This window comes from Enterococcus sp. NPDC086594 (assembly GCF_044746145.1).
Lineage (GTDB): Bacteria > Bacillota > Bacilli > Lactobacillales > Enterococcaceae > Enterococcus_D > Enterococcus_D entomosocium.
In genome coordinates, this window is sequence record NZ_JBIVBP010000001.1 from 1 (window position 1) to 25,884 (window position 25,884).

Sequence of the window (25,884 nt, forward strand, 5' to 3'; positions counted from 1 at the left end):
ATAAGATGAGCTTTATTTGCGCGGATGGCGAAACAGGAAAATTAATAGATGTTTTGCCTACGCGTAAATTACCTCGATTAACAAGCTATTTCTTAAAGTGTACCAATCCAGAAGAAGTAGAATTCTTGGTGACAGACATGAACGCCGCCTACTTCCAGCTCACCAAACGTGTTTTGCCAAATGCGAAAGTAGTGATTGATCGGTTTCATATTGTCAAACACATGAATCAAGCGTTCAATGAGTTGCGTATCCGTGAAATGAATGAACTTCGTAAAGCAGGACAGAAACGCCAGGCAGAAAAACTGAAAAAGAACTGGCGCTTTTTGCTAAAAAATCGTGCAAACATCAACCATTATGAATACAAAACATGGAAAAGTTTCCGAGCACCAAAATACCCATTTCTTACTGAAGCAATGATGATTGATCGATTGCTTGAGTTTTCTACGCCCCTAAAGGAGGCGTATCCCTTTTTTCATGAATTAGTTGAAGCCTTTCGAGACAAAGACCCTGACTTATTTTTCTCCTTATTAGCAGAACTTCCCGAAACGTTGGATGACAGCTTTCGGGAAAAGCTTCAAAACCTTCTGACCTATGAAGAAGGCATCACCAACGCAATGATCTATCCTTATTCCAATGGAAAAATAGAAGCGAAGAATACCCACATAAAGACAATGAAACGAGTATCCTACGGATTTAAATCATTCGAGAACATGAGAATTAGAATCTTTTTGATCAATCAATTAATCAAAGTAAGATAACAAAAAATCTGAGCCAGAATGAGGTTCATTCTGACCCAGATTTGATTTTGCACAACTCATCAGTCCTTATTGACAAAGAGCCCAGATAATTATACTTCATTAATAATTTGAATCTGATCCATACTCCGTGCCATAGCCCGTTCCGTTGTCAGTACCGTACTCGCTGCCATAACCTGTTCCTTGAGACCCGTCGTCGTATCCTGTCTGAGCATCTGTGTTTTGATTTTGGGTACTCTGTTCTTCTGTCTGCTTGCCTAATGCCTTAAGCATGTCGTTTCGGATTTCATTGTAAGAGTAGTCTTGGATGTACACAATGGACTGACCATCGTAAGACTCCCCATCATACCATTCAAAGGTATGACTATTGATTTCAAATCCTGAAATCATATTTCCAGCAAGGGAAACTAAATCTTCAAATTTAAAGTTTGTATTTACGTCATTACTTACAGAATCTAAAATTTCTTGATATTTCGTCACGTTATTAATTTTTAAAGCCTGATGAATTGCTGCTTCAATGACTTCTTGCTGACGATTTCCCCGATCAACATCGGTATCCATTTTTCGAATACGCGCAAAAATCAAAGCTTGCTCACCATTCAACAACTGACGACCTTCCGGAATCAATGTTTCCCCAGAGTTATCTGCGGCATAATCTTGATTTATGTCGTAAGGGACATTTACAGTTACACCACCAATTGCATCAATAATTTTTTTAAAACTTATGAAATTCACATTTACATAGTAATCGATTGGCAATTGCAAATAATTTTGAACGGTTTCGATCGTGGCATCTTCTTCTCCGACTGTATAAGCACTATTGATTTTTGCTGTGGTATAGATTGTACCTGTTCCAGTTCCATCATAGATATTCGTCCAAATATCCCGCGGGATGCTGACCATATCGATTTTTTTATTTTCGCCATCATAAACCATGTAGATCAAACTATCAGTACGTGCACTGTCTAAATGATCTGTTTGTTCACGTTCCTCATCATTATCGACACCCATCAATAAAACACCGAACTTAGAACTTACATCGGATGTTTTGAGTGATCCATCCTCTTTTTCTTTGTTAGAGGTTATCACAGCGGATTCTTTAAACATTTTATCCACTGAATTTTTTGCTGCATAATACGTATAGCCGGCAAATAAAACGATGCCTGCAATGGCGAAAAGAAAGATTCCTCCAATAATCACGCGTTTGTTGCGCGCTTTGTGGGCTCTTTGCTGTTTATATCTCGTCTTTCTATCCATAGTGCCTCCTTCATTTCTCCTGAATTGCTCTCCCCGATTGTACCAGAATTTTTGCGATCCGCCTATTTTTTTAAGAAGTTTTATTCTTTTTCTGTGAAGTCCTTTAAACATTCCTTAAAAATAATTCTGATGATGAAAGAAAGCTGGATAATTAGTCAACTTCTATGGATATTTTATTAAAAAACGATTTTTTTCATTCACCCTTTTTTGATGGATCAACTTCTTTTTCGACAGTAAGCTGAATAATTACACCAAATGGATCGCGAACACTTGCATAAAAAAACGCAAACGGATTTTCACTAGGTGCCTGGATCACCTGACTGCCCTTTTCCACTAGTCGTTGATAAAGCTTTTGAGCTGTTTTGGTGTCGTCTATCGTCAAACTCAAGGATAAGTGATTCCCTGCTTGAATGGGCTCCCCTTCGATCAATGGATTGTCAGCCAGCTGCAACTGGAAATCTCCGATTTGTAGGATGGAATGAGAAAGATACTGTTCTTGACCTGCAAGAATCTCCAGTGTTGGATCAAGTTTTTCTTGATATTCTTGGTTGGTGATGGCGAATAAGAGGGTCGCGTCTAATGTTTCCTGATAAAAGTGGATGGCTTCTTGGGCTTTGCCGTCTAAGGTTAAAAATAAAGCGATTTTTGGTTCGATCATTTGTTGGTTCCTCCTTTTCTTGTTACCATAAGTGTAACTGTGAATATTGCCAAAACTTGGCACCATTGGAGAAAGAAATGAAAAAATCAGAACGTTTAACTCAGGAGCTATTGTATTTACAAGGAAAAACCACTTTTCATCTAGCTGATTTGATGAAAACCTTTGCGATTTCAAAACGCACAGCCGTCCGCGATGTCCAATCGTTGGAAGAGCTGGGCTTGCCTCTCGTGGTAGAAACCGGTCGTTATGGCGGCTATCAGATCTTAAAAAATCAACTGACCCCCTTGTACTTTGACAAAAATGAACGTTATACCCTTTTCTTTGCTTTACAGCTCTTACAAAAATTATCCGATTCTCCTTTTGATCGGAGCTATCAAGGGCTGCGGCGAAAACTTTTGCAGTCTTTTTATCAAGGAGATACCGACTGGTTAGAAAAAATGGAGACGGCGGTTTCATTTCAAGGGGTGCCTCAATTGACGAGTGCACCGATCCTCTCAGCGCTTTTTTCAGCGATCGTACAAGAACAGGTCATCCAATTTACCTATCAGCGTTATCAAAAAACGAACAAGACCGTACAACCCTATCAGCTGGATTTTCGTGCTGGTTACTGGTATTGTTTGGCCTTTGATTGTCAAAAGCAGGCCTTTCGCCGCTATCGCTGTGATGCAATGCAGGGACTTGCTCCGACTGAAAAAACAGGCTATACCTTGCAGCAGTTAGCTGAAAAACAGCTGCAGCAACAAGTGTTGACACAAACACTGGGCTATCACATCCGCTTTGATCTATCGGCAAAGGAACGCTTGTGGCAAGAAAAATATCCTGATATGGCAGTGGTGGAACGTCCTAGTGATCTTTGCTTAGAAGGACACATTGCCGACAATGAGCTTGATTTTCTAGCTGACTTTCTCTTGCAATTTGGGCCAACCATCAAAGAAATCGAACCGTTAGCCCTCAAACAGGCGTATACTGAAAAAGTTCGGCGGATGCTGCAGCCATTTACAACTGACTAAGCGTCTTCACGCTGTTCGATGATGGTTGACACTCTGCCTAAAACGATTCTTACTTATAAGGAGTTTTCTACCCATGTTTCTTTTAAATAAAAAAACCTTCCAAGCGTTGGCAGCCCCCTATTTGACGGAAGGAGCTGTGATCGGCTATGCAAAATGGCAGTCCTTCAATGCCATCACCAGCCGTACCCTGCTCGTCTTAGATGATCAGCAATTGACGATTTTGGCATTGAATCTTTTCTCGACAAAAGTCCTGCAGCACAAAATCGTGCCGCTTGCTGAGCTAAAAAAACAGCACAAAGATCCTGTTGTAGGGATGCTCGTCCCGATTCGCTTTACTTATAAAGGGGAAACCTACCGTTTTCAAATGCAGCGAGTGATTTTGCCCTTGGGGGATTGGCAAAAAACCTTTCTTGCCCGCTGGCAGGCGTGGTAAATAGGCAGCAACTGGCAAGTTCTAATTGTAAAAGAAAGAATTTTCATGAAATTTACACTCTTTTACAAGAAAGTTGTTGTATTTTTCTGATAATGTTTTCGGCTATTTCGTTCTATGGTAAGATGTCCCTAAAGAAATGGAGGCTGTCTATGGTATGTATGGAAAGTGAACGGTTAACGATCCGTCCGTTTCAAGAAAGTGATTTTGCCGATACCTTTGCTATTTATCAGCAAGCGGAAGTTTGCCGTTTCTTACTTCATGAGCCTTGGCAGACAGAAACGGCAGCGGCGTCTTTTGCCAAAAAATGTCAACAGCACATCTTGACGGACCAAGCAGGTCTTTCTTTGGCGGTACTACACGATCAAACGGTCATCGGCGATTTGTCGGTGTGGTCTACTGGTCAGCCGTCTTCCGTTGAAATCGGCTATGCCTTCCATCCGTCATTTGGCGGACAAGGGTTTGCTCAAGAAGCCTTGAAAGAGTTGTTGGACTGGTTGTTTGCCAGTCAGAAGATCCATCGGGTCCAAGCGACGCTAGATGCCCGCAATCAGGCCTCAGCCAAGCTTTGCCAACGGATTGGATTGCGCCAAGAAGCACATTTTATCCAAGACTGGTGGAACAAGGGGGAATGGACCGATAGTTTGGTTTTTGCCTGTTTAGTCAGTGAACATCTTGCTGAAGTTCACTCATAAGCTCATGAGGATGAACAAGTCCGCTCATCCGCAATAATTTAGGAGGTTTTTTATGATAAGCTTGTTACGCTACGCCAAGGATTATCGCAAACAGATTATTCTTGGTCCGTTTTTCAAATTTTTAGAAGCGGTGTTTGAATTGGTCCTGCCTTTACAGATGGCCGCTTTAGTCGATGAGGGGCTACGGCAAAACAATTGGTCGAAAGTCGTTGAAATGACGATCTGGATGATCGTGATGTCCGTGGTAGGAATGATCTGTGCCGTCATCTGTCAGTATTATGCTTCCGTCGCTTCTCAAGGATTCGGGACAGAATTACGCAATCGCTTGATGAAAAAAATCAACACCCTTTCCCATAGCGAACTGAACTTATTCGGTACTGATACGTTGATTACTCGAATGACCAACGACATCAATCAGATGCAGATTGCTTTGGCGATGCTGATTCGGCTGGTTGTCCGGGCGCCCTTCTTAAGTATCGGTTCTGTGATTATGGCCTTTGTCATTGATTGGCAAGCTGGCTTGATTTTCCTACTCGTTTTACCGCTCTTTTGTATCGTCTTATTCTGGATCATCGCCAAAACCGTGCCATTGTATAAGAAAGTTCAAGTCCATTTAGATGAGTTGAATGAGCTAGTTAGTCAAAATTTAAGCGGGATTCGGGTGATTCGTGCCTTTGCCCGCACAAAAACGGAAACGAAACGCTTTGATAAGGCAACTGATGATTTAAGTGAGGTCTATTTACGGGTCACAAATCTCTCTGCCTTATTGACGCCTGCCACCACCTTGATCATGAATGTCGGCATTATCGCGTTGTTTTATATCGGTGGATTCAAGGTCAATATTGGCAATTTGCAGCAAGGACAAGTATTGGCACTGGTCAATTACATGAATCAAATGCTCTTAGCGTTGATCGTGGTTTCCAACTTAGTGATCATCTTTACCCGTGCGGCAGCATCTGGTTCACGGATTAACGAAGTGTTAGCCACTGAGCCGTCGATCGGCGACGAGCTTTCAGAAGTCTTTATGGATCAGCCGAAAAACAACGTCGGAGCGATTCGCTTTGAGCACGTTGATTTCCGCTTTTCAAAAGAATACGGATTAGCCTTGAAAAACATTGATTTCCAAGTCGCGCCGGGGTCTATTTTAGGTATCACTGGACCAACCGGGAGTGGGAAATCTGCCTTGACCCAATTGATCCCCCGCTTCTACGATGTGGCAGATGGCAAAGTGATCGTTGACGGACACGATGTGCGGAAATGGCCTTTACAGCAATTACGCCAAAAAATCGCCATGGTGCCTCAAACCGCCGTGCTGTTTACGGGAACGATTCGAGAAAACTTGCAATGGGGCAAAAAAGAGGCCACCGATGAAGAGTGTTGGCGAGCACTCGAAATCGCTCAAAGCCGCGACTTCGTTGAAGCCTTGCCGCAGCAACTGGATACCCCGATTTTTGAAGGTGGCAAGAACTTTTCTGGGGGACAAAAACAACGGTTAACGATCGCCAGAGCGTTGATTGCTAAACCAGATATCTTGATTTTGGATGATTCCCTAAGCGCCCTTGACTATCAAACCGATCTTGATTTGCGGATGGCTTTAAAAGAAAGCATTCGTGGCACGGTCATCATTATCTCTCAACGGGTTCGCTCCATTCAAGATGCGCAGCAGATCTTAGTCTTAGACCAAGGGAATTTGGTAGGCAAAGGGACCCATGAAGAGCTGTTGGCATCTTCAAAAGAATACCAAGAAATCGTGGCATCACAGGCAGAGGAGGAAGAAGCATGAAAAAGAAATCATTCGATTGGTCGGCCTTTCGTCGCTACCTCCCTTATTTGACTGCCTATGCGAAGGAAACTTGGGCAGCAGTTGTCCTCGGGATCGCTGCTGGCGTCTCCTCGGTTTATATGACGTATCAGATTGGTCAAGCCGTCGATCAGCTGATAGGTGCTGATCAAGTGCAATTTAGCACTCTCTATCGTATTTTGCTTCTGTTTGCCGGAGTGGTTTTAGTGACTGTGGTCAGTCAATGGTTGATCCAGCGACTGGGTAACCGCGTGGCGTATTTATCTGTCGCCGATTTGCGCAAAAAAGGTTTTGCGCATCTCAATACATTGCCTTTGCGCTATTATGACCAAAACTCCCACGGCAACATCGTCAGTCGTTTTACCAATGACATGGATAATATTTCCATTGCCGTCGCTGCAGTCTTCAACCAGCTGTTTTCTGGTATTTCGGTCGTCTTGATCGCCTTAGTCGTCATGCTGCAAATGAGTGTGCCCTTAACGTTGGTCGTATTGGTTTCGACCCCGATCATCTTTTTGGTCAACTGGATCGTGGCACGAACGTCACAATCGCATTTTGCTCGGCAACAAGAAATCGTCGGCGAAATTTCTGGCTTTGTTACGGAAATGATCGGCAATCAAAAAATCGTCAAAGCCTTTGATCGAGAAACCATCAACCAAAACCGTTTTGAAACGATCAACCAAGAATTGAATGTCCGGGGGCAAAAGGCACAGTTTTCTTCTTCTTTGACCAATCCCCTTTCACGATTCGTCGATCATTTGGCGTATCTGTCAGTCGGCTTTGTCGGCGGTCTGCTTTACTTTTCTGGTACAGGTGCTGTCACGGTTGGGATGATTTCCAGCTTTACGATCTACTCCAGTCAGTTTTCGAAACCATTCATTGAATTGTCAGGAATTACGACCCAGATCCAAACGGCATTGGCTGGACTTTCAAGAACCTTTGAGCTGTTGGATCAAGAGCCAGAAACAGCCGATGATCAAGAATCTCAATCACTGGGAGAGATCAAAGGCGAGATTGCCTTTGAGGAGGTGTCTTTTGCTTATGATCCTGGTCAAAAATTGATCGAAGATTTCACTTTTACTGCAAAACCTGGAGAAACCGTCGCAATCGTCGGAAAAACCGGTGCCGGTAAATCGACGTTGGTCAATTTGTTGATGCGTTTCTATGATGTCGATAAAGGCGCGATCAAGATCGATGGCACCGATATTCGTCAGTTGAAACGAGAAGAATTACGGCAAAGCTTCGGAATGGTCTTGCAAGATACATGGCTTTTTGATGCCTCTTTACGAGAAAACTTGCAATACGGAAATGACACTGCCACAGATGAAGAAATCTATGATGCCCTAAAGCATGCCTATATGTATGAATATGTGATGCGCTTACCAGAAACACTAGATACGCCGATCGGTCATCAAGGCATCAAGATCTCTGACGGACAACGACAGCTATTGACGATTGCCCGCACGATGATCAGTAACCCACCAATGCTGATTTTGGATGAAGCAACCAGTTCGGTTGATACTCTGACTGAGAAAAAAATTCAAGATGCCTTTTTGAAAATGATGGAAGGCAAAACCAGCTTTGTGATCGCCCATCGATTATCAACGATTCGAGCAGCAGACAAGATCCTTGTAATGGATGCCGGTCAAATCGTGGAGCAAGGAACCCATGAAGAATTACTGGCAGAACAAGGCTATTACTATCGCCTGTACCATGCTCAATTCCAACATTGATCAGTCATACAACAACCCCCACCACCTCAAAGAGAGACTCTTGAGTTGGTGGGGGTTGTTTTGGTTGATTTATTGGTTCCAAACATCGGCATATTCTGGTTTGCGTTCAAATTCTTTTTTGGCAAAGGGACACAAAGGAATGATTTTCTTTTGTTCTTTGCGGGCTTTTTCCACCCCTTTTGCCACTAATTTTTCGGCGAGTCCTTGTCCCCGATAAGCAGGATCGACAAAGGTATGATCAATGATCATACGCGTTTCACCGGCTTTTGACCACGTCATTTCACCAATTTCTTTGTCACCGTCTTTTAACACAAATCGAGCATTTTCTTCTAAGATTTCCATGATTGTTCCTCCTTTAACACATACTTTAATGCACCGCTTGGACAGGTATGGATCACTTGTGCCGCTTGGGCTGCTTCCCCATTATCAGGAATCACCCAGGGACGCCGTCCAACTTCAAAAATGGCGGGATTGCCCCGCACACAATTACCGCTGTGGGTGCAGATTTCTTTGTTGTAATAAATATCGATCGCTTCACCACGATACTTCCGATATCCTGCAGCAATCAACCCTTCTTCTGTTTCATTCGCTAGTGGCTGTTCGTCCATGTTGAACACCCTCCTCTTACTGATTGTCAGAAGCAAACTGCCTGCCTCCTCCTTCATCATACGACTTCTCGAGAAAAAAATAAATCATTTGTTCTAAAATAGCCTCTCAGTTGCCGATCATTAGCCAAAAGCTTGCGGCAGCACAATAAAGCGTTCCGTCAAAACAGCATGTTTTGACGGAACGCTTTTTTCATTCGTGGGGCACTTTTGCAACAAAATGAAACCGCTGCGTGGCGTAATCCCCTGCTAAATGAGGATCGATATATAACCCGAGTTGCATCAATTCATCGCCACCGAAGTTCTCGCCCCCACTTTGATAGGTGAGGTCAGGATCAAGACCAGCCAGCTTTAAAGTAACCAATGGTGCAGAGGCTTCAGCTAAAACTCGGAAGTAAAAGACGATCGCTTCTTTTTTATCCTGAGAAACATACAGCCAGGCGGCGTCATTGCCTTCATAAGGGCTGAGCAGTCGAACAAAGCGGCCCAACTGCAGCAGGCGCCGATGTTTTTTATAAAAAGTGATTTGTTCTTTGATTTGCGTTTTTTCTTCTTCTGTCAGCTGTGTTAAGTCAAGCTCATAGCCCAGCAAGCCAGACATCGCAGCATTGCCGCGAATCGCTAGATCCGTTGCCCGTTGGGTCTGATGGTTCGGGATCGCTGAGACATGCGCACCCATGGTGGATGGCGGATAGACCAGACTGGTACCGTACTGGATCTTCAAGCGGGCGATGGCGTCGGTGTTGTCGCTGGTCCAAATCTGCGGCATATAATACAAGAAACCGGCATCAAAGCGCCCGCCACCGCCAGAACAGCCTTCAAACAGGATCGTCGGATAGGCAGTGGTCAGTTTCTCTAGGAACTCATACAAGCCCAGCAGATAGCGATGCGCGACCTCCCCTTGCTGGGCAGGATCGAGGAGCAAGGAATAGACATCCGACAGACTGCGGTTCATGTCCCATTTGATATAGTCGATGGCAACCGTATCAAACAGTTGGGATAATTGCTGATAGAGATGGTCTCTGACATCTTGTCGAGAAAAGTCCAACACATACTGACTGCGGCTAAGCGCTGGCTTGCGATTTGGTACTTGTAACAGCCAATCGGGGTGTTGTCGGTTCAGTTCACTGTCGCCCGAAACCATTTCTGGTTCCAGCCAAAGCCCGAATTGCAGCCCTTTGTCATGGACTTTTTGGGCAAATCCTGCCAAGCCAGAAGCTAGCTTGCCTTCGTTTTCAAACCAATCGCCTAATGAGGTTTGGTCATCTTCTCGCTGACCAAACCAGCCGTCATCCAAAACAAACAGTTCGATTCCCAACTCCTTCGCTTCATCAACGAGGGCATCCAGTTTTTCTTCATTGAAATCAAAGTACGTTGCTTCCCAGTTATTGATCAGGATCGGCCGTTCTTGCTTTTTGTATTTGCCCCGAATCAAATGCTCATCATAAAAGTCATGATAGGTGGCTGACAGCTGGTTCAAGCCAGCCTCACTATAAGCAATCACGGCTTCTGGGGCTTGAAAGCTTTCAGTTGGCGGCAATTGCCAAGCAAATTGATGGCTGTTGATCCCCATGATCACACGAGTCTGATGGTAAGGATCTTTTTCGATGATAATTTCATGGTTGCCACTATACAGCAAACTAAAACCAAAACACTCCCCAGCAAACTCCGTAGCATTAGGTTCCAGTATGACGGCAAAGGGATTTTGCTGATGGCTACTGGAACCACGCTTGCTGTCCAAACGCTTGATGCCGCGATTGATTGGTTCTCGGGTGACTTGGCGTTCTTTCGCCCATGCCCCCGGCAAGTGGATCAAATCAAAGGGACGGTTAGGAAAATCGAGCGCTTGACTCGCCAGCTGCTCGATCGTAACAGGCTGGTTTCCGTGGTTGATTACTTTACTTGAGCGGACGATCACTGCCGCATCCTCGAAAATCGTGTAAAACAGCTGCAGTTCGAGTCCCGTCACATCATCTTTTAAGGACAGAATCAGTGTTTCGATCCCGTCGTCGGCACCATGGGTCTGAGGCAATCCTGCTAGGGCGGGTTTGCCTTGTTGAATCTGGTAATCACTAAAGACAAAATGGCTGACTCGGCTACCGTTAGACTGGCGAATCCTATAAGCTGCTTCTCGAAAATCTCCGAAGCCGTTGCCAGGAAATTCCATCATCAAGGTGTCTAATGAGAAAAGTCGGTCGCTGCTGTCTGGGGGATTGGGCGAAAAGGACCGATCAAGACGTGGATAACGATAGCCGCCAGAATAATGAGCGATTTTTTTTCCAAAATAAAGGTGTGCCACATTGCCCCCTTCTTCTATTTGTATGAGATAGCTGATTTGATCGTTGCTTAAATGAAAGACGTTTAATTGTTTGTCAAAAAGAATCATATCGTACCCTCTACTTTATAATTGTTCGCTGATACTCCGTTTATTTCACGGATCCCAGCATACCTTGGACAAATTGTTTTTGTAAAACGAAGAAAATGATGGCCGTTGGCAGTGTGGCGATCACAATGCCGCACATCATCATGCCATAATCAGGTGTATAAGAAGCACCCATAGCCGAAAGAACCAGTGGAACGGTCCGTTTGTCTGGTGATTGCAAGGCAACTAATGGCCACAAATAATTGTTCCAGCTGCCCATAAACGTAATGATCGCGGCAGCTGCATAAGTATTTTTAGCCGTCGGCATGTAGACTCTAAAGAAAATACTCAGTTCATTCAAGCCATCGATCCGAGCAGCTTCGACTAATTCTCTAGGGAATGCCTTGATGTTTTGGCGGAAAAAGAAAATCAAAAAGGCGGTACAGACCGAGGGCAAAATCACGACAGCGAAGGTATTGATCCCGATTGGTGTGCCGCTAAGCTTGCTGAACATCCGATAGAGCGGGATCATTAGCGCGGCAAAAGGCACCATCATCGACAGCAATAGAATATTAAAGATACGGTCTTTGGTTTTCGTCCGATAGATCTCAAAGCCATACCCTGCCATGGAGGAGAACAACAGTGCAAAGAAGGTCGTAATCACGGCAATCACCGCTGAGTTTCCTAATGCCCGAGTAAAATTCAAATCGGAAGAAAAAAGATTTTGGAAGTTGATGACCAACTGAGCCCCAATCATGATTTTCCCGGCAACGATATCAAAGGTTTGATTGGTCATCCCTAGGATCATCCAAACAAATGGAAAAATAGAGATGAAAGCCAAAATCGCCAGAAAGACGTATTTTAAAGTGAGTGAGATTGTTTTCAATTTTCTTTTCCTCCTATTTTCGTTTGGATGATCGATAAAATCACGATCGCGATCACAATGACAAAGGAGACCGCAGCGGCATACCCAAAGTTTGGCGTGAATTTGTAACTCAAATTGTAGATATATTGTGACAAGGTCGTCGTGGCATTGGCTGGTCCACCGCCAGTGATATTTTGAACTTCATCGAATAATTGCAGCGTACCGATCGTTGAAGTGATCGTGGTAAATAGGATGATTGGACGCAAGTTGGGAATCGTGATTTTGAAGAATTGATCCCATTTTGAAGCGCCATCGATCTCTGCCGCTTCATAAATACTTGGATCGATATTCTGCATGCCTGAGATGAAAAAGATCATATTGTAGCCGGTCCAACGCCACGTGATGGCAAAAATAATCAGTACTTTTGCCCAAAAAGGATCTGTCAACCATTGGATCGGCGCATCGATCAGGTGTAGCTGCGTCAAAAAGTTATTGACTAACCCGTTTGCCGAAAAGAGACTTTTCATGATCAAGGAATAAGAAACCAAGGATGTGATACATGGTAAAAACAAGGCGGTGCGGAACAGCCCTTTAAATTTCAATTTTTTGTCATTCAATATGTTCGATACGATCAGCGCCAAAAAGAGCATGATCGGAACTTGGACTAATAAGTATAAAAACGTATTGCCAAAGGCTTTTTTAAAGGTTGAGTCGCTCAACATCCGCTGATAGTTGCCAAGACCGTTAAAGGTCATCGCTGTCGGTGGTCCTGATTGGAATGACGTGAACAATGCCGAGACCATCGGGATAAAGACCAGCATCGTGATCAAAATGACGGGTAAGGTAATAAAGGCATTGCCGTTTGCAAACCAATTTTTTGTTTTGTTTTTCATTGTAATTCCCCCTTAACACAGAAACTCGCGATCGCTCACGAGTTTCTGCAAAGTTGTTCGATTAGTTTGCAATTTGTGCTTCCACTTGTGATTGTGCTTCTTCTAATACTTTATCGATGTCTTCGCCGTTGATCACTCGTTGCAAGCTTTCAGTCAAGACAGATTCAATGGCATAGGTGTGATTGCCGTAGTTCACGGCTGGAATTTCTTGTGACCATTGAGAGAAATCTTGGAAGACTTTTTGACCGCCATAGAAATCAAGCCCCGACGTATATTCTTCCGTTTCTTCTGCAGCATTCATGGTTGAAACCAAACCGATCTCGGTAGCTAGTGTACCCATCAATTCTTTGTTTGAAGCAAAGGTATTGGCTAAAAAGTCTTTGGCATTTTCTTCGCCGTCAACCCCTTTGATCACGTACCAGCCTGCTCCGCCGATGCTGGAAGCATTGACTGAATTGCTATCGCCAGCGATGGATGGGATCGGAGCGATCGCCCATTTGCCGCTTTGATCTTCAGCGCCTTGAATTGTGCTAGAATACCACGCACCGGTTGGCGCAGACGCAACATTCCCCGATTGAACAGCATTGACCCCGCCATCCCAATCGGAAACTTGTTCAACTAAGCCTTCATTCAACAATGTTGCCAAGACAGTTAGACCGGCTTTGAAGGATTCATTGTCTTTGATGGTCACGGTGGAGCCATCTTCACCGGTATACCATTCGCCTGCCGATTGCATAATGATTCGTGCCAAGCCAAGATCGCTTGGGTCTAACGACATCATAGCGTGACCCGTTTTTTCTTTGACATCTTTGGCAATGCTGATAAAATCATCCCAGGTAATATCTTGGAGATCCGCTTGCTCATAGCCTGCATCGGTCAAATAATCTGTGCGGTAAAATAGTCCTGCGACGCCACTGTCAAATGGCACCCCATAAATGACATCGTCGACTTTATTGACCGCAAATTTATAGCTGGAGAAATCCTCCTCATTCACGATATCCGTTAGATCACTAAACGCATCTGGATAAGAAGAAAGGTACCCTTGGATGCGGTAGTCTTCGATCAAGACGATATTTGGCAGTCCGTCCGTATTTCCTGATGCCAGACTAGTATTTAATTTTTGGACGATATCATCTTGCGACATCGTCACAACTTCCACATCGACATCTTGATTTTCATACACTTTTTTGGCTTCATTGACTGCCTTGATGTTGAAGGTCTCATCCCATGCCCAGACCGTGACTTTGTTTGAGGACTCGCCGGAATCCCCAGAGCTTGTGTTGCTGTTTCCGCAAGCCGCCAAAGTCAGCACTGCAGCCGCCGTTACCATCGATGCAAGTAGTTTTTTCATTTTTATCCCTCTTTCCTTTTATTTACAAGGCTAACTATACACTGATTTTGTAACCGTATTCAACGGTTATGAAAGAGCTTACTAAATTTGTCCAAAAATAGAAAAAAGTTACAATACCTTTCTTTTTTGAAAGCGTTTATAATAAAGAAGAGATATAGGGGGGATACCATGACTATTTTACGCACGGTCTTAGTCGTTGATGATGAGGCAACGATCCGAGATGGATTGAAACATATGATACGTTGGGAGCAAGAAGGGTTCCGTCTCTTAGGCGATGCAGCGAACGGGCAAGAAGCATTGGCGCTGATCCATGAGCTAAATCCCGACATCGTGATTACGGATTTGAAAATGCCACAAATGGACGGCCTTCAACTCACAACGATCATTCAACAACAATATCCAGAAGTCCATTTTTTGGTCTTGAGCAGCTACGATGATTTCCAATATGTCAGTCAATCTTTTAGAAATGGTGCCGTAGATTATCTTTTAAAACCGACACTGACACCGACACTCTTGTTGAAGACGCTACACAACATCACACAAAAGCTGTCACATACAAAAGACTCCGTGACTGAGGAGACGCAGCTGCAAGAATCGTTGAATCGCTATTTAGCAGGGTATGAAGAACCGTTGGCTCCTTTGGCGGACTACCTTGCATTGGATCAGCCGCAACAGCAAGCCCAAATTTTGACCACCAATTTTAGCGGCTTTCGTGCCAATGATCAGCTGCTGCATGCATTAACGGAAGTTACTCAATCACAACCGCAGGTAAAGACGCTCTTTTTTCAAACCAGTAACAAAGATGCCGGCTTAGTGATCAGTTATCCAGAAGGAACGGATGTTTATTCCTCTTTGAAAGAAACGTTGGAACAATTGCGTTTTACCGAGCCAGACGCCTTCTTTACTCTCAGTGTGCCCTTTCAAAAGATTGAACAGTTGCGGGACCATTTTGTGACCCTCAAAGCCAAAAGCCAAGGACAATCGTTTTTTTATAAACGTCAACGGTTGGTGCCAGAACAAGAACTCTTTTTGTACATTGAAAGTGATCGCTTTGATACGAAGAAGTTCTTACGGGCTTTGTTAGACAACAACTTTTTATTAGGAATCACCAGAATTGAGGAATATTTTAATGACATGATCTTATCCAATGTCGATCCGACATTTTTAAAACAGCAGGCCAGCAGTATTTTTTACACGTTACTCTCCCGCTTGGAAGAAGAATTTCCCACTGCTCCACGCTTTAGCCGCTTAAAAGCTGAATTTTTGCACGCTATCGGTCACGTGCAGTATTTGGAAGATTTTTCTGATTTGTTGTTGGCGACCATTGATGATATTCGTCAACAGCTGACGACCTTATCACCGCTGGATGAAGATGATCTACTCGTTGCGATCCAGCGCTTTATTCAAGACAACTACACCAAAAGTCTGTCTTTGTCTGAACTGGCTGAAACCTTTCATTTTAGTTACACCTATCTTTCGGCTTTTCTTTCTGCAAAACTGAAAATGAGCTTTTCTGAGTACGTAAAGAAAACCCGCTTGGATAAAGCCAAAGAACTACTGACACAATCTGATCTGAATCTATCTGAAATCAGTGAAGCGGTCGGGTATTCGGATATCAGCTATTTTTCTCGTATCTTTAAGAAAGAATGTCAGGTCACCCCATCGAAGTATCGGCGGTTGAATCAATTATGAAAATCAACCAATGGATTCAGAAAAATGAATTATTCAGTCGGATCTTCCTCTTTGTTGTCGTCGGGGTCATTAGTGTATGTCTGCTAACCGTCGTCGTGATCTATGGTCGCTCGAAAGATGCCTATGTTGCTTCGTACCAGAGTTCCAATCAGCTGCTACTGGAAAAAATCCAAGAAGATTATGAGCGTCTGAACGAGAATATCCATCGAATTTTTGATATCGTCGATGAAAGCAAAGCCGTTGAAACATACTTAGAAGGCGACATGAATCAAGGCCGTACGATTTTAGAATTAAACGAGCAATTAAAAGACACCCGCTCTTTGTTTCAAGACATCCCCTCGAATTTGGTGTTGATTGGGGTCAACGGGGGCACTTTCTTTCAAAACGATGCGGTTCGCAATCAATCAGTAGATGATTTTCTCGCCAGTGCCTTTATCCAGCAGATCAATGACAATGACGCCATCAGTCAATATTATTTCTTGGACCAAGGCTTAAGTACCTCCACCAGCGACTCCCCTGGCTTGATGTACGTGCGCAAATTAATGAAAGAAGAAACGATTTTCGGCTATGCCCTGATTTTCTTAAAAGAATCCGATTTTTCTTCGATCTATCGTCAACTCTTAGATACCAGTCTCCACTCGATCTATATCGTCAATGAACAAAATCAAATTCTTTCCACTTCTGATCCGAGCCTTTTAGGCCAGCCGTTTGAAGATCGCCTCGTCACGGTCAAAAGAGATACTAGCATCAATCAGCTGCCCCTTTATTCGTATCATTTTACTTTTTACGATGTTTTGGATGAATCGCATCTAGTACGCAATATGAATCTGATCAAGCCAGCTCTTTTGATTTCTGTCGTCAGTATTTTACTTTTTAGTCTGCTGGCATTTTGGATCATCCGCAACATCACCCAACCGATTTATCAGCTGATTGCCAAGCTGCCGGCGGTCACGCAAGGCGATTTCAGCGATAAAGTCACCATCAACGGGACGTATGAAACGCGAGAATTGGGGCGTGCCTATAACTTGATGCTGGAGGACTTGGAATCTTATGTCGATCATTTAATGGTTACAGAAGCTGAAAAACGCAAGTTCGAGATTCGTTCACTGCAAATGCAGATCCAACCGCATTTTGTCTATAACACATTGACTGCTATCAAGTTTTTGATCTGGCAAAACGAGCAAGAGGCCGCCACCCAAGCGATTGAAAGTTTTGTCCAATTGTTGCGGCATACCTTTAACCGCAAAGAGATCGTCTCTTTAAAGGATGAGCTAGCGATCGTGGAAGAATACCTCGTTTTAATGAACGTGCGTTATGGCAATCGCATCCAATCGACGATTTTTTCTGAAGATGGCTGTGAAGATATTCTCGTACCGAAAATGATTTTGCAACCGATTATCGAAAATGCCTACCTGCATGCCTTTCCCGAAGAGGATTCAGGATTGATCCAGATTTTTTCTCGTGTCAGTAAGGAAGGCCTGAAAATTGAGATCATCGATACGGGCATCGGGTTCAATGAAGAGCACCCAACCAGCTCCGCGAACCACTTTGAACACTATTCGGGTATTGGCTTAGACAATATTGATCAGCGTATCAAGCTGCTCTATGGGGAAAAATACGGATTGACTGTAGAATCACGCATCAACGAAGGAACCACCGTTCGCTTGCTGCTGCCGATCCAGCGGGAGGAAAAAAACTGAAGCAAAGAACTGCGTCTGCACTTTGCCGTTAGCTTTTCAATGCTTCATTCACTACAAAAAACCTACCGTCCTTGATAAATACCCATCAAGAACGGTAGGTTTTGTTTCCTTATTCAAAGACGATCATTTCTTGTCCGTCCATGGTGATCATGCTGCCAAAAGGATGTCGTTGGGCGTTTGCAAAGCTTCGATTGCGAAACAGTACCTGAACGTTTTCCACCCCTTCCATACAAACTCGATAACCGCGTTCCTCTGGTTCAATAGAAATTTTTCCAGCTGGCACGCCCTGCTGATCACAGACTTCAGCAGAAACTGCTTCCGTTATTTCAAAGGCATGGATGGTGAGGTTTTCGGTGTAGTCATAGGCGGCGGTCTGTTCAACGCTTCCTTCAATGATCAGTGAATTCGGTCGTACCATCAACGGAAGATGGAAATAGTCATAGCTTTCTTCCCACCATTTTTGGCCTTCATAGCGTTTGTTGTCTAAATAATTTGTCCAAGTACCCGCTGGCAAATAGAACGGAACCTTTCCTTGCTCATTAAAAATCGGTGCAGCCAATAGGCGATCCCCTAGCATATACTGCTTATCAATGGCATAAACCGTCGGATCCTCTGGAAACTCTAGCATCAATGGACGCATCAGGGGAATGCCCGTTTTTGCAGTGGCTGCTGCTTGACGATAAATATAAGGCATCAGGCGATTTTTCAATTTTGAAAAAGCTTGACTGACTTTTGCTGCTTCTTCGCCAAAATTCCATGGTACCCGATATTCAACATTGCCATGGTATCGACTGTGGGTCGACAATAAACCAAATTGCGTCCAACGTTTATACAGGTCGGGGGTCGCTTGTTCTTCAAACCCGCCAATATCATGGCTCCAAAATCCGAAACCAGATAAGACAAAGGATAAGCCACCACGCAGAGACTCTGCCATCGAAGAATATTCAGATAAATTGTCGCCTCCCCAATGGACTGGAAATTTTTGGGAACCGACAGAAGCAGAACGGGCAAAAAGAACGGCTTGATTTTCCCGCATTTCCGCCAGCAGTTCAAAAACGGTTTCATTGTATAGATAGGCATAATAATTGTGCATTTTTTTCGGATCTGATCCGTCATAATAGACAGCATCTTCAGGAATCCGCTCACCGAAATCCGTCTTAAAGGAATCAACACCTAATTCAATCAATTCCTTTAAGCGATCTTTATACCATTGACGAGCCTCTGGGTTGGTAAAATCAATGATCCCTTGTCCAGCTTGCCAAAGATCCCACTGCCAGACTTCACCTGCTTGGTTCTTAATAAAGTACCCTTTCTCTTTGCATTCTTGATATACAGAGGCTTTTTGCCCAATGTAAGGATTGATCCATAGACTGACTTTTAATCCTTTATCATGGATTTTCTTTAGTAATCCTTTCGGATCAGGAAACAACTCATCATTCCATTCAAACCCACACCATTCAAATTCCTTCATCCAGAAACAATCAAAATGAAAGACATCAAAAGGAATATCACGAGCTTGCATTTCATCGATAAAGTGCATCACTGTTTCTTCACTATAATCAGTCGTAAACGAAGTGGATAGCCATAAGCCAAAAGACCATGCTGGCGGTAAGGCGGGTTTTCCTGTCAAGTCGGTGTATTTTTCTAGAATGGCTTTCATATCTGGTCCATAGATGATGTAATAGTCTAGACGCTGCCCCTCGACACTGAATTGCGTGCGGGAAACGTTCTCGGAAGCCACTTCAAAGGAAACCGCTTCGGGATGATCAACAAAAATACCGTAGCCTTTATTCGTCAGATAAAACGGAATATTTTTGTATGCCTGCTCGCTACCCGTACCACCGTCTTGATTCCAAATATCAACGGTTTGACCGTTCTTGATAAAAGGGGTGAACCGTTCCCCTAATCCGTAAACAAGTTCATAAGGATCTAGCGAAAGCTGTTCTCGCATATACTGTTTGCCGTCATTTCCCGAAATTTTTGCCTGTGCTTTAGGCATGGAAGAAGTCAACAATCTGTCTTCTCCAAAAAAGTCGATTTTAAAAGCCGCTTGTTTAGGGACTTTCGCTTCCAGTGATCCAGATTTGAAGATATACATGTCTTCTTTATCGGTATCGATCTTCACGTCTGCTGGTTGGGTATCCACTGTAAACGACGGGGCGTGCATTGTCTTGTCATGATGCACCAAACTGACTTTGATCACATCGTTTTGCGGAGTCGAGAACGTGAGTGTGGTTAAACCAAGGTTTAAGGTATCGCCACGCCGCTGAATCTCTTGATAGGGCAGATAAAGGGTCAATTGCTCCTTTTCTACCTTATGATCATAAGCAATTCGGGGATGTTCGAGTTGGACGCCTTCTTTTGCCAGCCAATAGCCATTTGTAAATTTCATCTTCTTTTCCTCCTACTTTACTGCACCATCTGAGATGCCTTTCACTACATGTTTTTGCAAGGCAATAAACAAGAGAATGATTGGCAGAACAACGATCACCAGAGCGGCTAGCGCTAAATGCCATTGCTTGTTAAATTCGCCGAAGAAATAAAACATCCGCAAGGGAATCGTATACATTCCGGCTTTATTAATACTTAATGAAGGCAATAAATAGTCATTCCAAAACCACAATGTATTCAAAACAATCACCGTTACCGTCGTTGGTTTCAACAAAGGCAATATTACTTTCCAATAAATCTGAAAGGTATTCGCCCCATCAATGATCGCTGCTTCATCCAGCGAACGTGGAATGCCTCTTAACGCACCATAATACAAAAAAGTCGACATACTGACAGCCAATCCCAAGTACATTATCATTAGACCCGGCTGATTTAACAAATTCATTCGTCCAAAAAGAGAAATCAGTGGAATCATGATCCCTTGAAAAGGAATCAGCAAGCCGATGGCAACAACAAAATAGAGGACTGAACTTAAGCGGCTGGTATTTCTCGATAAAGCGTATGCTGCCATTGAAGAAACAAAGACCACCAAGATCAAAGAACCGACAGTAATCAACAATGAATTCATTAAACTTCTGATGAAATCCAGTTTTTCTAACGCCTCTTGATAATTCTCAAAGGACAATCCGCCAGGCAGCGACAACGTACTCTGAAAGATCTCTGCTTTTGTTTTAAATGAATTGATCACGATCAAGAAAAACGGATAAAACCATAAGCACGCAAGTAAAAGACCACTTACGATCAGCAGACTGTGCTGCAGCTTTTTTTTCTTCTGCCGTCTACTTTTTGTATTCCCCTTTTTAGTAGAGGAGTGACGAGTCTCGATCATGCGCTGATCTCCTTTCTGCGGGTAATTGAGATTTGAATAATGGAAATAATGACAATGATCACCAGAAATATCATCGCTTTTGACTGAGCAAAGCCCATTTTTCTCATTGAAAAAGCTTCATTGTAAATATTCATGGCTGCCATCTGAGTCGAATTGAACGGTCCGCCCTGTGTCAACGCCAAGTTTTGATCATAGATTTTAAAGGCATTTGACAGCGTCAAAAACAATGTTACGGTAAACGCGGGCATCAGCATGGGTAGTTTGATTCGGAAAAAGACTTGTAGCGGATTGGCGCCGTCCATATCTGCTGCTTCTAAAATTTCTTCTGGAATATTATTTAGAAACGAAATATAGATCAACATCATATACCCGCTCATCTGCCAGACGAACAAGATAACCAAACCCCAAAAACCTGTTTCTGGTGTATTCAACCAGCCATTAAAAAAATTGATCCCAGTCAAATCGGCGATACTCTCGAATGCTTTGTTAAAAATAAATTGCCATATAAATCCTAGTATGATCCCACCAATTAAGTTCGGCATGAAAAAGACGGTCCGAAATAGAGTGGTCCAGCGTCCCAGTTTTTGCGTGACTAAAGTTGCTAACAACAGCGCGATGACATTGATCAAGATCACACTGTAAACAGAAAATTTCGCCGTGAACAACAAGCTGTTAATGAACGCCTGATCTTTAAAAGCGCGCAAGTAGTTTTCCATTCCGATAAAGTCGCTGATCGTATTGCCGTTCCAGTTGGTCAGTGAGTAATATCCCCCTGTAAATAAAGGAATAAACAGAACGACCAATAATGCGACGAATGCCGGTGCTAGCAGCAGCCAAAATGATTTTGAACGATTTGTTAACATACAGCTCCTCCTATGATTTCCTTGATTTTGCCTATCCTGCGCGCATCACTGCAGGATAGGCATCACTTTGGTTATTGACGTTCTTGCGCCCAGCTGCTTTTCAGCTGATCAGTAAACTCAGTCCATGAGATTTGATCGGCTGCATAAGCCTGGAACTGAACCCCAAAAATATTTTGTCCGTATCCATCTGGATAAGAGTTATGGACCCAAGGAACCGTTTGGCCATTCGTTAAATACGTATAAATGTCATTGGACAACGGATCAGAAATATCGTCACTGGAGAAGTTCGTATAAGCTGGAATAAACTCAAAATCATCGATGATCGCGGTCATCGCCTCTTCATCGGTATACATCCATGTCAAAAATTGTATGGAGGCATCGATCACTTCTTGTTCCTTATCTTTGTTGACACCCCAATACCAAGCTGGTCCGGCTACAATTTTGCTGCCGTCTCCCACTTGCATTGGGACGATCGCTAATTTTTCTTTTGCAAATGTATCATCCAAGCTGTTTAATGTAGGAACGATCCAATTGCCTTGATGAATGATGGCAACCTTCTCACTAGCAAATAATTCTTCGACTGACGTGCTGTAATCCATTGATTCCAACGGTTGAGCATTGTATTGGATCGCCAGATCAGCGTAGTCTTTCAGTTGTGCCTCATAAGTTAAATGAAGCTCTTTGGCTTCCAGTGTTTCCTTCAAGCTATCATTAAATTCAGGTGCAAAAAAGTTCGAACTGAATTGACTGGAAACCCATGTTTCACCGCCGCTGAAGCCGAATACACCGTCTAATCCTAACTCTTCTTTCTTACTATCTAACGTTTCTACTGCCTCCTTAAAATCGGCAAATGTTTCAATCGCTTCACTATCGATTCCCGCTTGCTGAAACAGCTCTTTATTGATTAGCCAACCGTAGCCTTCGATATTCATCGGCAAGCCATAGACTGTCTCATTCAGTGTTGCCCCTTCCAACGTTCCCTCAATTGCTTTTTGGGCTAATTCTGTTTCCCCAAGGTCATATAACTTGTGTTCCCATGTTTGCGTATCTGCTAGTCCCCCCAGCATAAAAATGTCCGGTTCATCACCAGATGAAAATTTTGATTGGAGAGCCGCTGTGGCGTCCGTTCCTCCACCTACAGTAGTCATATTGATTTTTATGTCCTCATGGCTTTCTTCAAAAGCCGCAACCAATCGATCCATCTGTTCTGCAGTCTCTGTCTTGATGTTAAAAACTTCTAGTGTTACACTACCATCATCTGAGGTACCGCTTCCAGAATTTCCGCAACCAGCAATTCCGATCACACTTAACATAGTAGCAGCCGTCAACAAAATTCTCTTTTTCATCATTGTTCCCTCCTCAATCAATTCGATCACAAATTGATTATATTGATATTTCGGCCCTTCTGTAATCGTTATCTTAACCGAAATACCTTGTAATATTGATGAAAATGGAGGAGACAGATGGTAACCCAACCCTATATTTTTACGCCAAACCCTAGTGAATATGATATTGATACTTCTTTAAAAGAGATCACAGAACATGGTGATAGCTTGTTTCCAGTCAGTGTTTATTTGACAAATCATCCTGCTGATCAAGCAAATATGATCCACACCCATTGGCATCGCGAGCTTGAGATCCTATATATTTTTCGAGGAAAGATGGAAATAAAGGTCGAAGGTGTTTCTTATATCGCTAAAGAAGGCGAGCTTGTATTTATCCCTGCCAATCAGCTACATGAGGCATTAAATTATCAACAAACAGCTTGTACCTTCTTTGCTATCGTCTTTGACGCGACCTTTATTGAGAGCCGCGTCTCTGATTTGATCCAGCAGTCCTATCTGGACCCGTTGCTCCATTCCGCGGATCAGCAAGCGATTCACATCACAAGTGATTTCGTTTCTCATATGAGAATTCAACAGGCATTGACTCATATTATAGATTTATTTGCATTAAAGGAACCATTGTATGAGCTGGCGATCAAAGCGGAACTCTTTTTATTTATAAAATATCTTTGTCAAAACACCCAATACATTAACCGCAATAAGAAACCAATCGACAGTAAAAGCAAACTCAATACGTACAAATGCAAGAAAATCCTACTTTTTATTGAAGAAAATTATCAACGTCCAGTGACACTTGAGGAAGTCAGTCAGTATATTGGCTATAGCAAAGAGCATTTCTGCCGTTTTTTCAAAAGAAATTTCCAGATGAGCTTTTTTACTTATCTAAATAAGTTTCGCATCAAAAAAGCGGAGTATCTCTTACTCCATACGGATTTAAAAATCATCGAAATCGCATTGGAAACTGGGTTTGATGATCCGAATTACTTTACGACACTTTTCAAAAGGGAGACTGCTTTGACCCCTTCCAACTATCGCAAACGACCGAGCAATACCACGAGTTTATAACTCTGAAAATCAATAAAACAAGGGTATTCCGCTAGTTGAAAAAGCGGAACACCCTTGTTTTATTTTTTATAAATTAACTGGCTTAAGCCAAGTCTTCCCCATTTGAGGCAATCACTTTTTTGTACCAATAAAAGGATTGCTTTTTGCTGCGGGCTAATGTGCCATTGCCTTCATTGTCGCGATCGACATAGATATAGCCATAGCGTTTCTTCATTTCTCCGGTTCCTGCAGAAACCAAATCGATACAGCCCCATGAAGTATAGCCCAACAGTTCCACACCGTCTTGGTCAATCGCTTCTTTCATCGCAGCGATATGCGCACGTAGATAGTCGATGCGATACACATCATTGATTTTTCCATCTTCGTTTGGCGTATCCACCGCTCCTAGACCGTTTTCGACGATGAAAAGCGGCTTTTGGTAACGATCATAGAGATCATTCATCGTGATTCGCAAACCAAGCGGATCAATCTGCCAGCCCCATTCTGACGCTTCTAAATACGGGTTTTTAATGGTCGGGAACAAGTTGCCTTCCGTTTTCTCAACACCGGAATCTTCTGAAGCAGCAACCCGAGAGGCATAGTATGAAAAGGAAATAAAATCGACGGTATGGGCTTTTAATAAAGCCGCATCTTCGGCGGTTCGTTCCAAAGTGATTCCTTTATCAGCTAGCATCTTCAAACCATAATTTGGATATTCTCCTCGCGATTGCACATCGATAAAGAAATAGTTGCCGCGATCGCTTTTTTTGCTTTCCCAGACATCTTTCGGATTGCAGCTGTAAGGATAATAACTAGCCGCAGCCAGCATACAGCCAACTTTATTTTCTGGATCGATCTCGTGGGCGATTTTTGTTGCCAACGCACTTGCGACTAATTCATGATGAGCAGCTTGGTATTTAATTTGTTCTTCATTTTCGCCTTCAGCAAAGGTCAGCCCAGCACCGAGAAATGGGGCATGCAAAATCATATTAATTTCGTTAAAGGTCAGCCAGTACTTCACCAATCCTTTGTATCGAGTGAAGATCGCTCGACAAAGGTTTTCATAAAAGGTGATCATCTTACGGTTGCGCCAACCGCCATATTCTTTGATCAAATGGATCGGACAGTCAAAATGAGTGATCGTCACCAAGGGTTCGATTTGGTATTTACGGCACTCTAAAAAAAGTTCTTCATAAAAGCGCAAGCCTTCTTCATTAGGGGTTTCTTCATCCCCCTTCGGAAAAATTCTTGACCAAGCAATCGATAAACGATAGGTTTTAAAGCCCATCTCCGCAAACAAGGCGATATCTTCTTTGAAATGATGGTACATATCGATCGCTTCTTTGGCTGGATAGAAATACCCTTCTTCAAAAGCAAGCATCTCACGCTTGCCGGTAATAACTGCTCGGCGGTCCTTGCCAGTCGGAATTACATCGACATTGGCAAGCCCACGCCCGCCTTGATCAAACCCGCCTTCACATTGATTGGCGGCTGTTGCACCGCCCCATAAAAAGTTTTCTGGAAATCCCATGTCTTATTCTCCT

Annotated in this window: 20 protein-coding genes and 2 pseudogenes; 9 read left to right on the forward strand and 13 right to left on the reverse strand. The window is 43.3% G+C overall.

Translation table 11 applies throughout. The features are described from left to right. Positions 1–758: pseudogene (locus tag ACIPK1_RS00005) on the forward strand (ISL3-like element ISEfa11 family transposase); the annotation flags it as partial. 99 nt (positions 759–857) lie between these two features. On the opposite strand, the gene ACIPK1_RS00010 reads toward ACIPK1_RS00005, so the two are convergent. Together ACIPK1_RS00010 and ACIPK1_RS00015 are read right to left on the reverse strand one after the other, a co-directional pair. Beyond that, positions 858–2,012: an LCP family protein gene (locus tag ACIPK1_RS00010; RefSeq protein WP_034868433.1), complete on the reverse strand. Its 1,155-nt coding sequence runs from the start codon at positions 2,010–2,012 to the stop codon at positions 858–860. A 193-nt stretch (positions 2,013–2,205) separates the two neighbouring features. After that, positions 2,206–2,670 carry a VOC family protein gene (locus ACIPK1_RS00015; protein ID WP_086373142.1) on the reverse strand — a complete coding sequence of 155 codons (465 nt, stop codon included), beginning with the start codon at positions 2,668–2,670 and terminating at the stop codon, positions 2,206–2,208. A 77-nt stretch (positions 2,671–2,747) separates the two neighbouring features. On the opposite strand from ACIPK1_RS00015, the gene ACIPK1_RS00020 reads away from it, so the two are divergent. The 5 genes from ACIPK1_RS00020 (at position 2,748) to ACIPK1_RS00040 (ending at position 8,339) form a co-directional block, all read left to right on the forward strand. After that, positions 2,748–3,680, forward strand: coding sequence for a helix-turn-helix transcriptional regulator (locus ACIPK1_RS00020; RefSeq protein WP_400449619.1), 933 nt, complete (start codon positions 2,748–2,750; stop codon positions 3,678–3,680). Positions 3,681–3,753: 73 nt separating this feature from the next. Then, on the forward strand, positions 3,754–4,113 hold the full coding sequence (locus ACIPK1_RS00025) for a hypothetical protein (RefSeq protein WP_016621521.1): 360 nt from the start codon (positions 3,754–3,756) through the stop codon (positions 4,111–4,113). A 149-nt stretch (positions 4,114–4,262) separates the two neighbouring features. Further along, a complete protein-coding gene (locus tag ACIPK1_RS00030; RefSeq protein WP_400449621.1) occupies positions 4,263–4,805 on the forward strand; it encodes a GNAT family N-acetyltransferase in 543 nt (180 codons plus the stop codon). A gap of 52 nt (positions 4,806–4,857) precedes the next feature. Continuing rightward, positions 4,858–6,588 (forward strand): ABC transporter ATP-binding protein, encoded by a 1,731-nt coding sequence (locus ACIPK1_RS00035; RefSeq protein WP_061054370.1) that lies wholly within the window; start codon positions 4,858–4,860, stop codon positions 6,586–6,588. Then, complete coding sequence (locus ACIPK1_RS00040) at positions 6,585–8,339, forward strand: ABC transporter ATP-binding protein (protein WP_139960102.1); 1,755 nt, start codon at positions 6,585–6,587, stop codon at positions 8,337–8,339. The genes ACIPK1_RS00035 and ACIPK1_RS00040 overlap by 4 nt, the downstream gene beginning before the upstream one ends. 69 nt (positions 8,340–8,408) lie before the next feature. Here the strand turns inward: ACIPK1_RS00040 and ACIPK1_RS00045 are convergent, their stop codons facing one another. From ACIPK1_RS00045 to ACIPK1_RS00070, 6 genes and pseudogenes are all read right to left on the reverse strand, one after another. Continuing rightward, positions 8,409–8,681 (reverse strand): GNAT family N-acetyltransferase, encoded by a 273-nt coding sequence (locus ACIPK1_RS00045; RefSeq protein WP_005234932.1) that lies wholly within the window; start codon positions 8,679–8,681, stop codon positions 8,409–8,411. Next, positions 8,669–8,947 (reverse strand): (4Fe-4S)-binding protein, encoded by a 279-nt coding sequence (locus ACIPK1_RS00050; RefSeq protein ID WP_008378829.1) that lies wholly within the window; start codon positions 8,945–8,947, stop codon positions 8,669–8,671. Before ACIPK1_RS00050 ends, ACIPK1_RS00045 begins: the two co-directional genes overlap by 13 nt. A gap of 190 nt (positions 8,948–9,137) precedes the next feature. Next, the gene (locus ACIPK1_RS00055; RefSeq protein WP_016613525.1) at positions 9,138–11,330 is read right to left on the reverse strand and encodes an alpha-galactosidase; all 2,193 of its coding nucleotides are present in this window, start codon (positions 11,328–11,330) and stop codon (positions 9,138–9,140) included. Positions 11,331–11,370: 40 nt separating this feature from the next. Further along, positions 11,371–12,186: pseudogene (locus tag ACIPK1_RS00060) on the reverse strand (carbohydrate ABC transporter permease); the annotation flags it as partial. Between the two features lie 2 nt (positions 12,187–12,188). Beyond that, the gene (locus ACIPK1_RS00065; RefSeq protein WP_005225588.1) at positions 12,189–13,064 is read right to left on the reverse strand and encodes a carbohydrate ABC transporter permease; all 876 of its coding nucleotides are present in this window, start codon (positions 13,062–13,064) and stop codon (positions 12,189–12,191) included. A gap of 61 nt (positions 13,065–13,125) precedes the next feature. Next, entirely contained in the window at positions 13,126–14,415 is a 1,290-nt protein-coding gene (locus ACIPK1_RS00070; RefSeq protein ID WP_005234924.1) for an ABC transporter substrate-binding protein, read from the reverse strand. A 168-nt stretch (positions 14,416–14,583) separates the two neighbouring features. Between ACIPK1_RS00070 and ACIPK1_RS00075 the strand changes: the two genes are divergently transcribed. Both ACIPK1_RS00075 and ACIPK1_RS00080 read left to right on the forward strand, forming a co-directional pair. Then, complete coding sequence (locus ACIPK1_RS00075) at positions 14,584–16,107, forward strand: response regulator (protein ID WP_400449624.1); 1,524 nt, start codon at positions 14,584–14,586, stop codon at positions 16,105–16,107. Then, positions 16,104–17,807: a sensor histidine kinase gene (locus tag ACIPK1_RS00080; protein WP_400449626.1), complete on the forward strand. Its 1,704-nt coding sequence runs from the start codon at positions 16,104–16,106 to the stop codon at positions 17,805–17,807. Before ACIPK1_RS00075 ends, ACIPK1_RS00080 begins: the two co-directional genes overlap by 4 nt. Before the next feature lie 109 nt (positions 17,808–17,916). Here the strand turns inward: ACIPK1_RS00080 and yicI are convergent, their stop codons facing one another. The 4 genes from yicI to ACIPK1_RS00100 form a co-directional block, all read right to left on the reverse strand. Continuing rightward, complete coding sequence (gene yicI / locus ACIPK1_RS00085) at positions 17,917–20,199, reverse strand: alpha-xylosidase (RefSeq protein WP_008378842.1); 2,283 nt, start codon at positions 20,197–20,199, stop codon at positions 17,917–17,919. 12 nt (positions 20,200–20,211) lie between these two features. Continuing rightward, entirely contained in the window at positions 20,212–21,087 is an 876-nt protein-coding gene (locus tag ACIPK1_RS00090) for a carbohydrate ABC transporter permease (protein WP_008378845.1), read from the reverse strand. Then, positions 21,084–21,950: a carbohydrate ABC transporter permease gene (locus ACIPK1_RS00095; protein WP_400449627.1), complete on the reverse strand. Its 867-nt coding sequence runs from the start codon at positions 21,948–21,950 to the stop codon at positions 21,084–21,086. The genes ACIPK1_RS00090 and ACIPK1_RS00095 overlap by 4 nt, the downstream gene beginning before the upstream one ends. 71 nt (positions 21,951–22,021) lie before the next feature. After that, positions 22,022–23,296, reverse strand: a complete 1,275-nt coding sequence (locus ACIPK1_RS00100; protein ID WP_035006650.1) for an ABC transporter substrate-binding protein — start codon at positions 23,294–23,296, stop codon at positions 22,022–22,024. 117 nt (positions 23,297–23,413) lie between these two features. Between ACIPK1_RS00100 and ACIPK1_RS00105 the strand changes: the two genes are divergently transcribed. Continuing rightward, positions 23,414–24,361 carry an AraC family transcriptional regulator gene (locus ACIPK1_RS00105; protein ID WP_016613530.1) on the forward strand — a complete coding sequence of 316 codons (948 nt, stop codon included), beginning with the start codon at positions 23,414–23,416 and terminating at the stop codon, positions 24,359–24,361. 82 nt (positions 24,362–24,443) lie between these two features. On the opposite strand, the gene ACIPK1_RS00110 is transcribed toward ACIPK1_RS00105, so the two are convergent. Continuing rightward, entirely contained in the window at positions 24,444–25,871 is a 1,428-nt protein-coding gene (locus ACIPK1_RS00110; RefSeq protein WP_086332549.1) for a 6-phospho-beta-glucosidase, read from the reverse strand. Positions 25,872–25,884: the final 13 nt, after the last annotated feature.

What these genes read in the sequence shown, in the direction of transcription:
- ACIPK1_RS00010 (WP_034868433.1), bottom strand. Translation starts at nt 2,012, where the DNA reads ATGGATAGAAAGACGAGATATAAACAGCAAAGAGCCCACAAAGCGCGC.
- ACIPK1_RS00015 (WP_086373142.1), bottom strand. Translation starts at nt 2,670, where the DNA reads ATGATCGAACCAAAAATCGCTTTATTTTTAACCTTAGACGGCAAAGCC.
- ACIPK1_RS00020 (WP_400449619.1), top strand. Translation starts at nt 2,748, where the DNA reads ATGAAAAAATCAGAACGTTTAACTCAGGAGCTATTGTATTTACAAGGA.
- ACIPK1_RS00025 (WP_016621521.1), top strand. Translation starts at nt 3,754, where the DNA reads ATGTTTCTTTTAAATAAAAAAACCTTCCAAGCGTTGGCAGCCCCCTAT.
- ACIPK1_RS00030 (WP_400449621.1), top strand. Translation starts at nt 4,263, where the DNA reads ATGGTATGTATGGAAAGTGAACGGTTAACGATCCGTCCGTTTCAAGAA.
- ACIPK1_RS00035 (WP_061054370.1), top strand. Translation starts at nt 4,858, where the DNA reads ATGATAAGCTTGTTACGCTACGCCAAGGATTATCGCAAACAGATTATT.
- ACIPK1_RS00040 (WP_139960102.1), top strand. Translation starts at nt 6,585, where the DNA reads ATGAAAAAGAAATCATTCGATTGGTCGGCCTTTCGTCGCTACCTCCCT.
- ACIPK1_RS00045 (WP_005234932.1), bottom strand. Translation starts at nt 8,681, where the DNA reads ATGGAAATCTTAGAAGAAAATGCTCGATTTGTGTTAAAAGACGGTGAC.
- ACIPK1_RS00050 (WP_008378829.1), bottom strand. Translation starts at nt 8,947, where the DNA reads ATGGACGAACAGCCACTAGCGAATGAAACAGAAGAAGGGTTGATTGCT.
- ACIPK1_RS00055 (WP_016613525.1), bottom strand. Translation starts at nt 11,330, where the DNA reads ATGATTCTTTTTGACAAACAATTAAACGTCTTTCATTTAAGCAACGAT.
- ACIPK1_RS00065 (WP_005225588.1), bottom strand. Translation starts at nt 13,064, where the DNA reads ATGAAAAACAAAACAAAAAATTGGTTTGCAAACGGCAATGCCTTTATT.
- ACIPK1_RS00070 (WP_005234924.1), bottom strand. Translation starts at nt 14,415, where the DNA reads ATGAAAAAACTACTTGCATCGATGGTAACGGCGGCTGCAGTGCTGACT.
- ACIPK1_RS00075 (WP_400449624.1), top strand. Translation starts at nt 14,584, where the DNA reads ATGACTATTTTACGCACGGTCTTAGTCGTTGATGATGAGGCAACGATC.
- ACIPK1_RS00080 (WP_400449626.1), top strand. Translation starts at nt 16,104, where the DNA reads ATGAAAATCAACCAATGGATTCAGAAAAATGAATTATTCAGTCGGATC.
- yicI (WP_008378842.1), bottom strand. Translation starts at nt 20,199, where the DNA reads ATGAAATTTACAAATGGCTATTGGCTGGCAAAAGAAGGCGTCCAACTC.
- ACIPK1_RS00090 (WP_008378845.1), bottom strand. Translation starts at nt 21,087, where the DNA reads ATGATCGAGACTCGTCACTCCTCTACTAAAAAGGGGAATACAAAAAGT.
- ACIPK1_RS00095 (WP_400449627.1), bottom strand. Translation starts at nt 21,950, where the DNA reads ATGTTAACAAATCGTTCAAAATCATTTTGGCTGCTGCTAGCACCGGCA.
- ACIPK1_RS00100 (WP_035006650.1), bottom strand. Translation starts at nt 23,296, where the DNA reads ATGAAAAAGAGAATTTTGTTGACGGCTGCTACTATGTTAAGTGTGATC.
- ACIPK1_RS00105 (WP_016613530.1), top strand. Translation starts at nt 23,414, where the DNA reads ATGGTAACCCAACCCTATATTTTTACGCCAAACCCTAGTGAATATGAT.
- ACIPK1_RS00110 (WP_086332549.1), bottom strand. Translation starts at nt 25,871, where the DNA reads ATGGGATTTCCAGAAAACTTTTTATGGGGCGGTGCAACAGCCGCCAAT.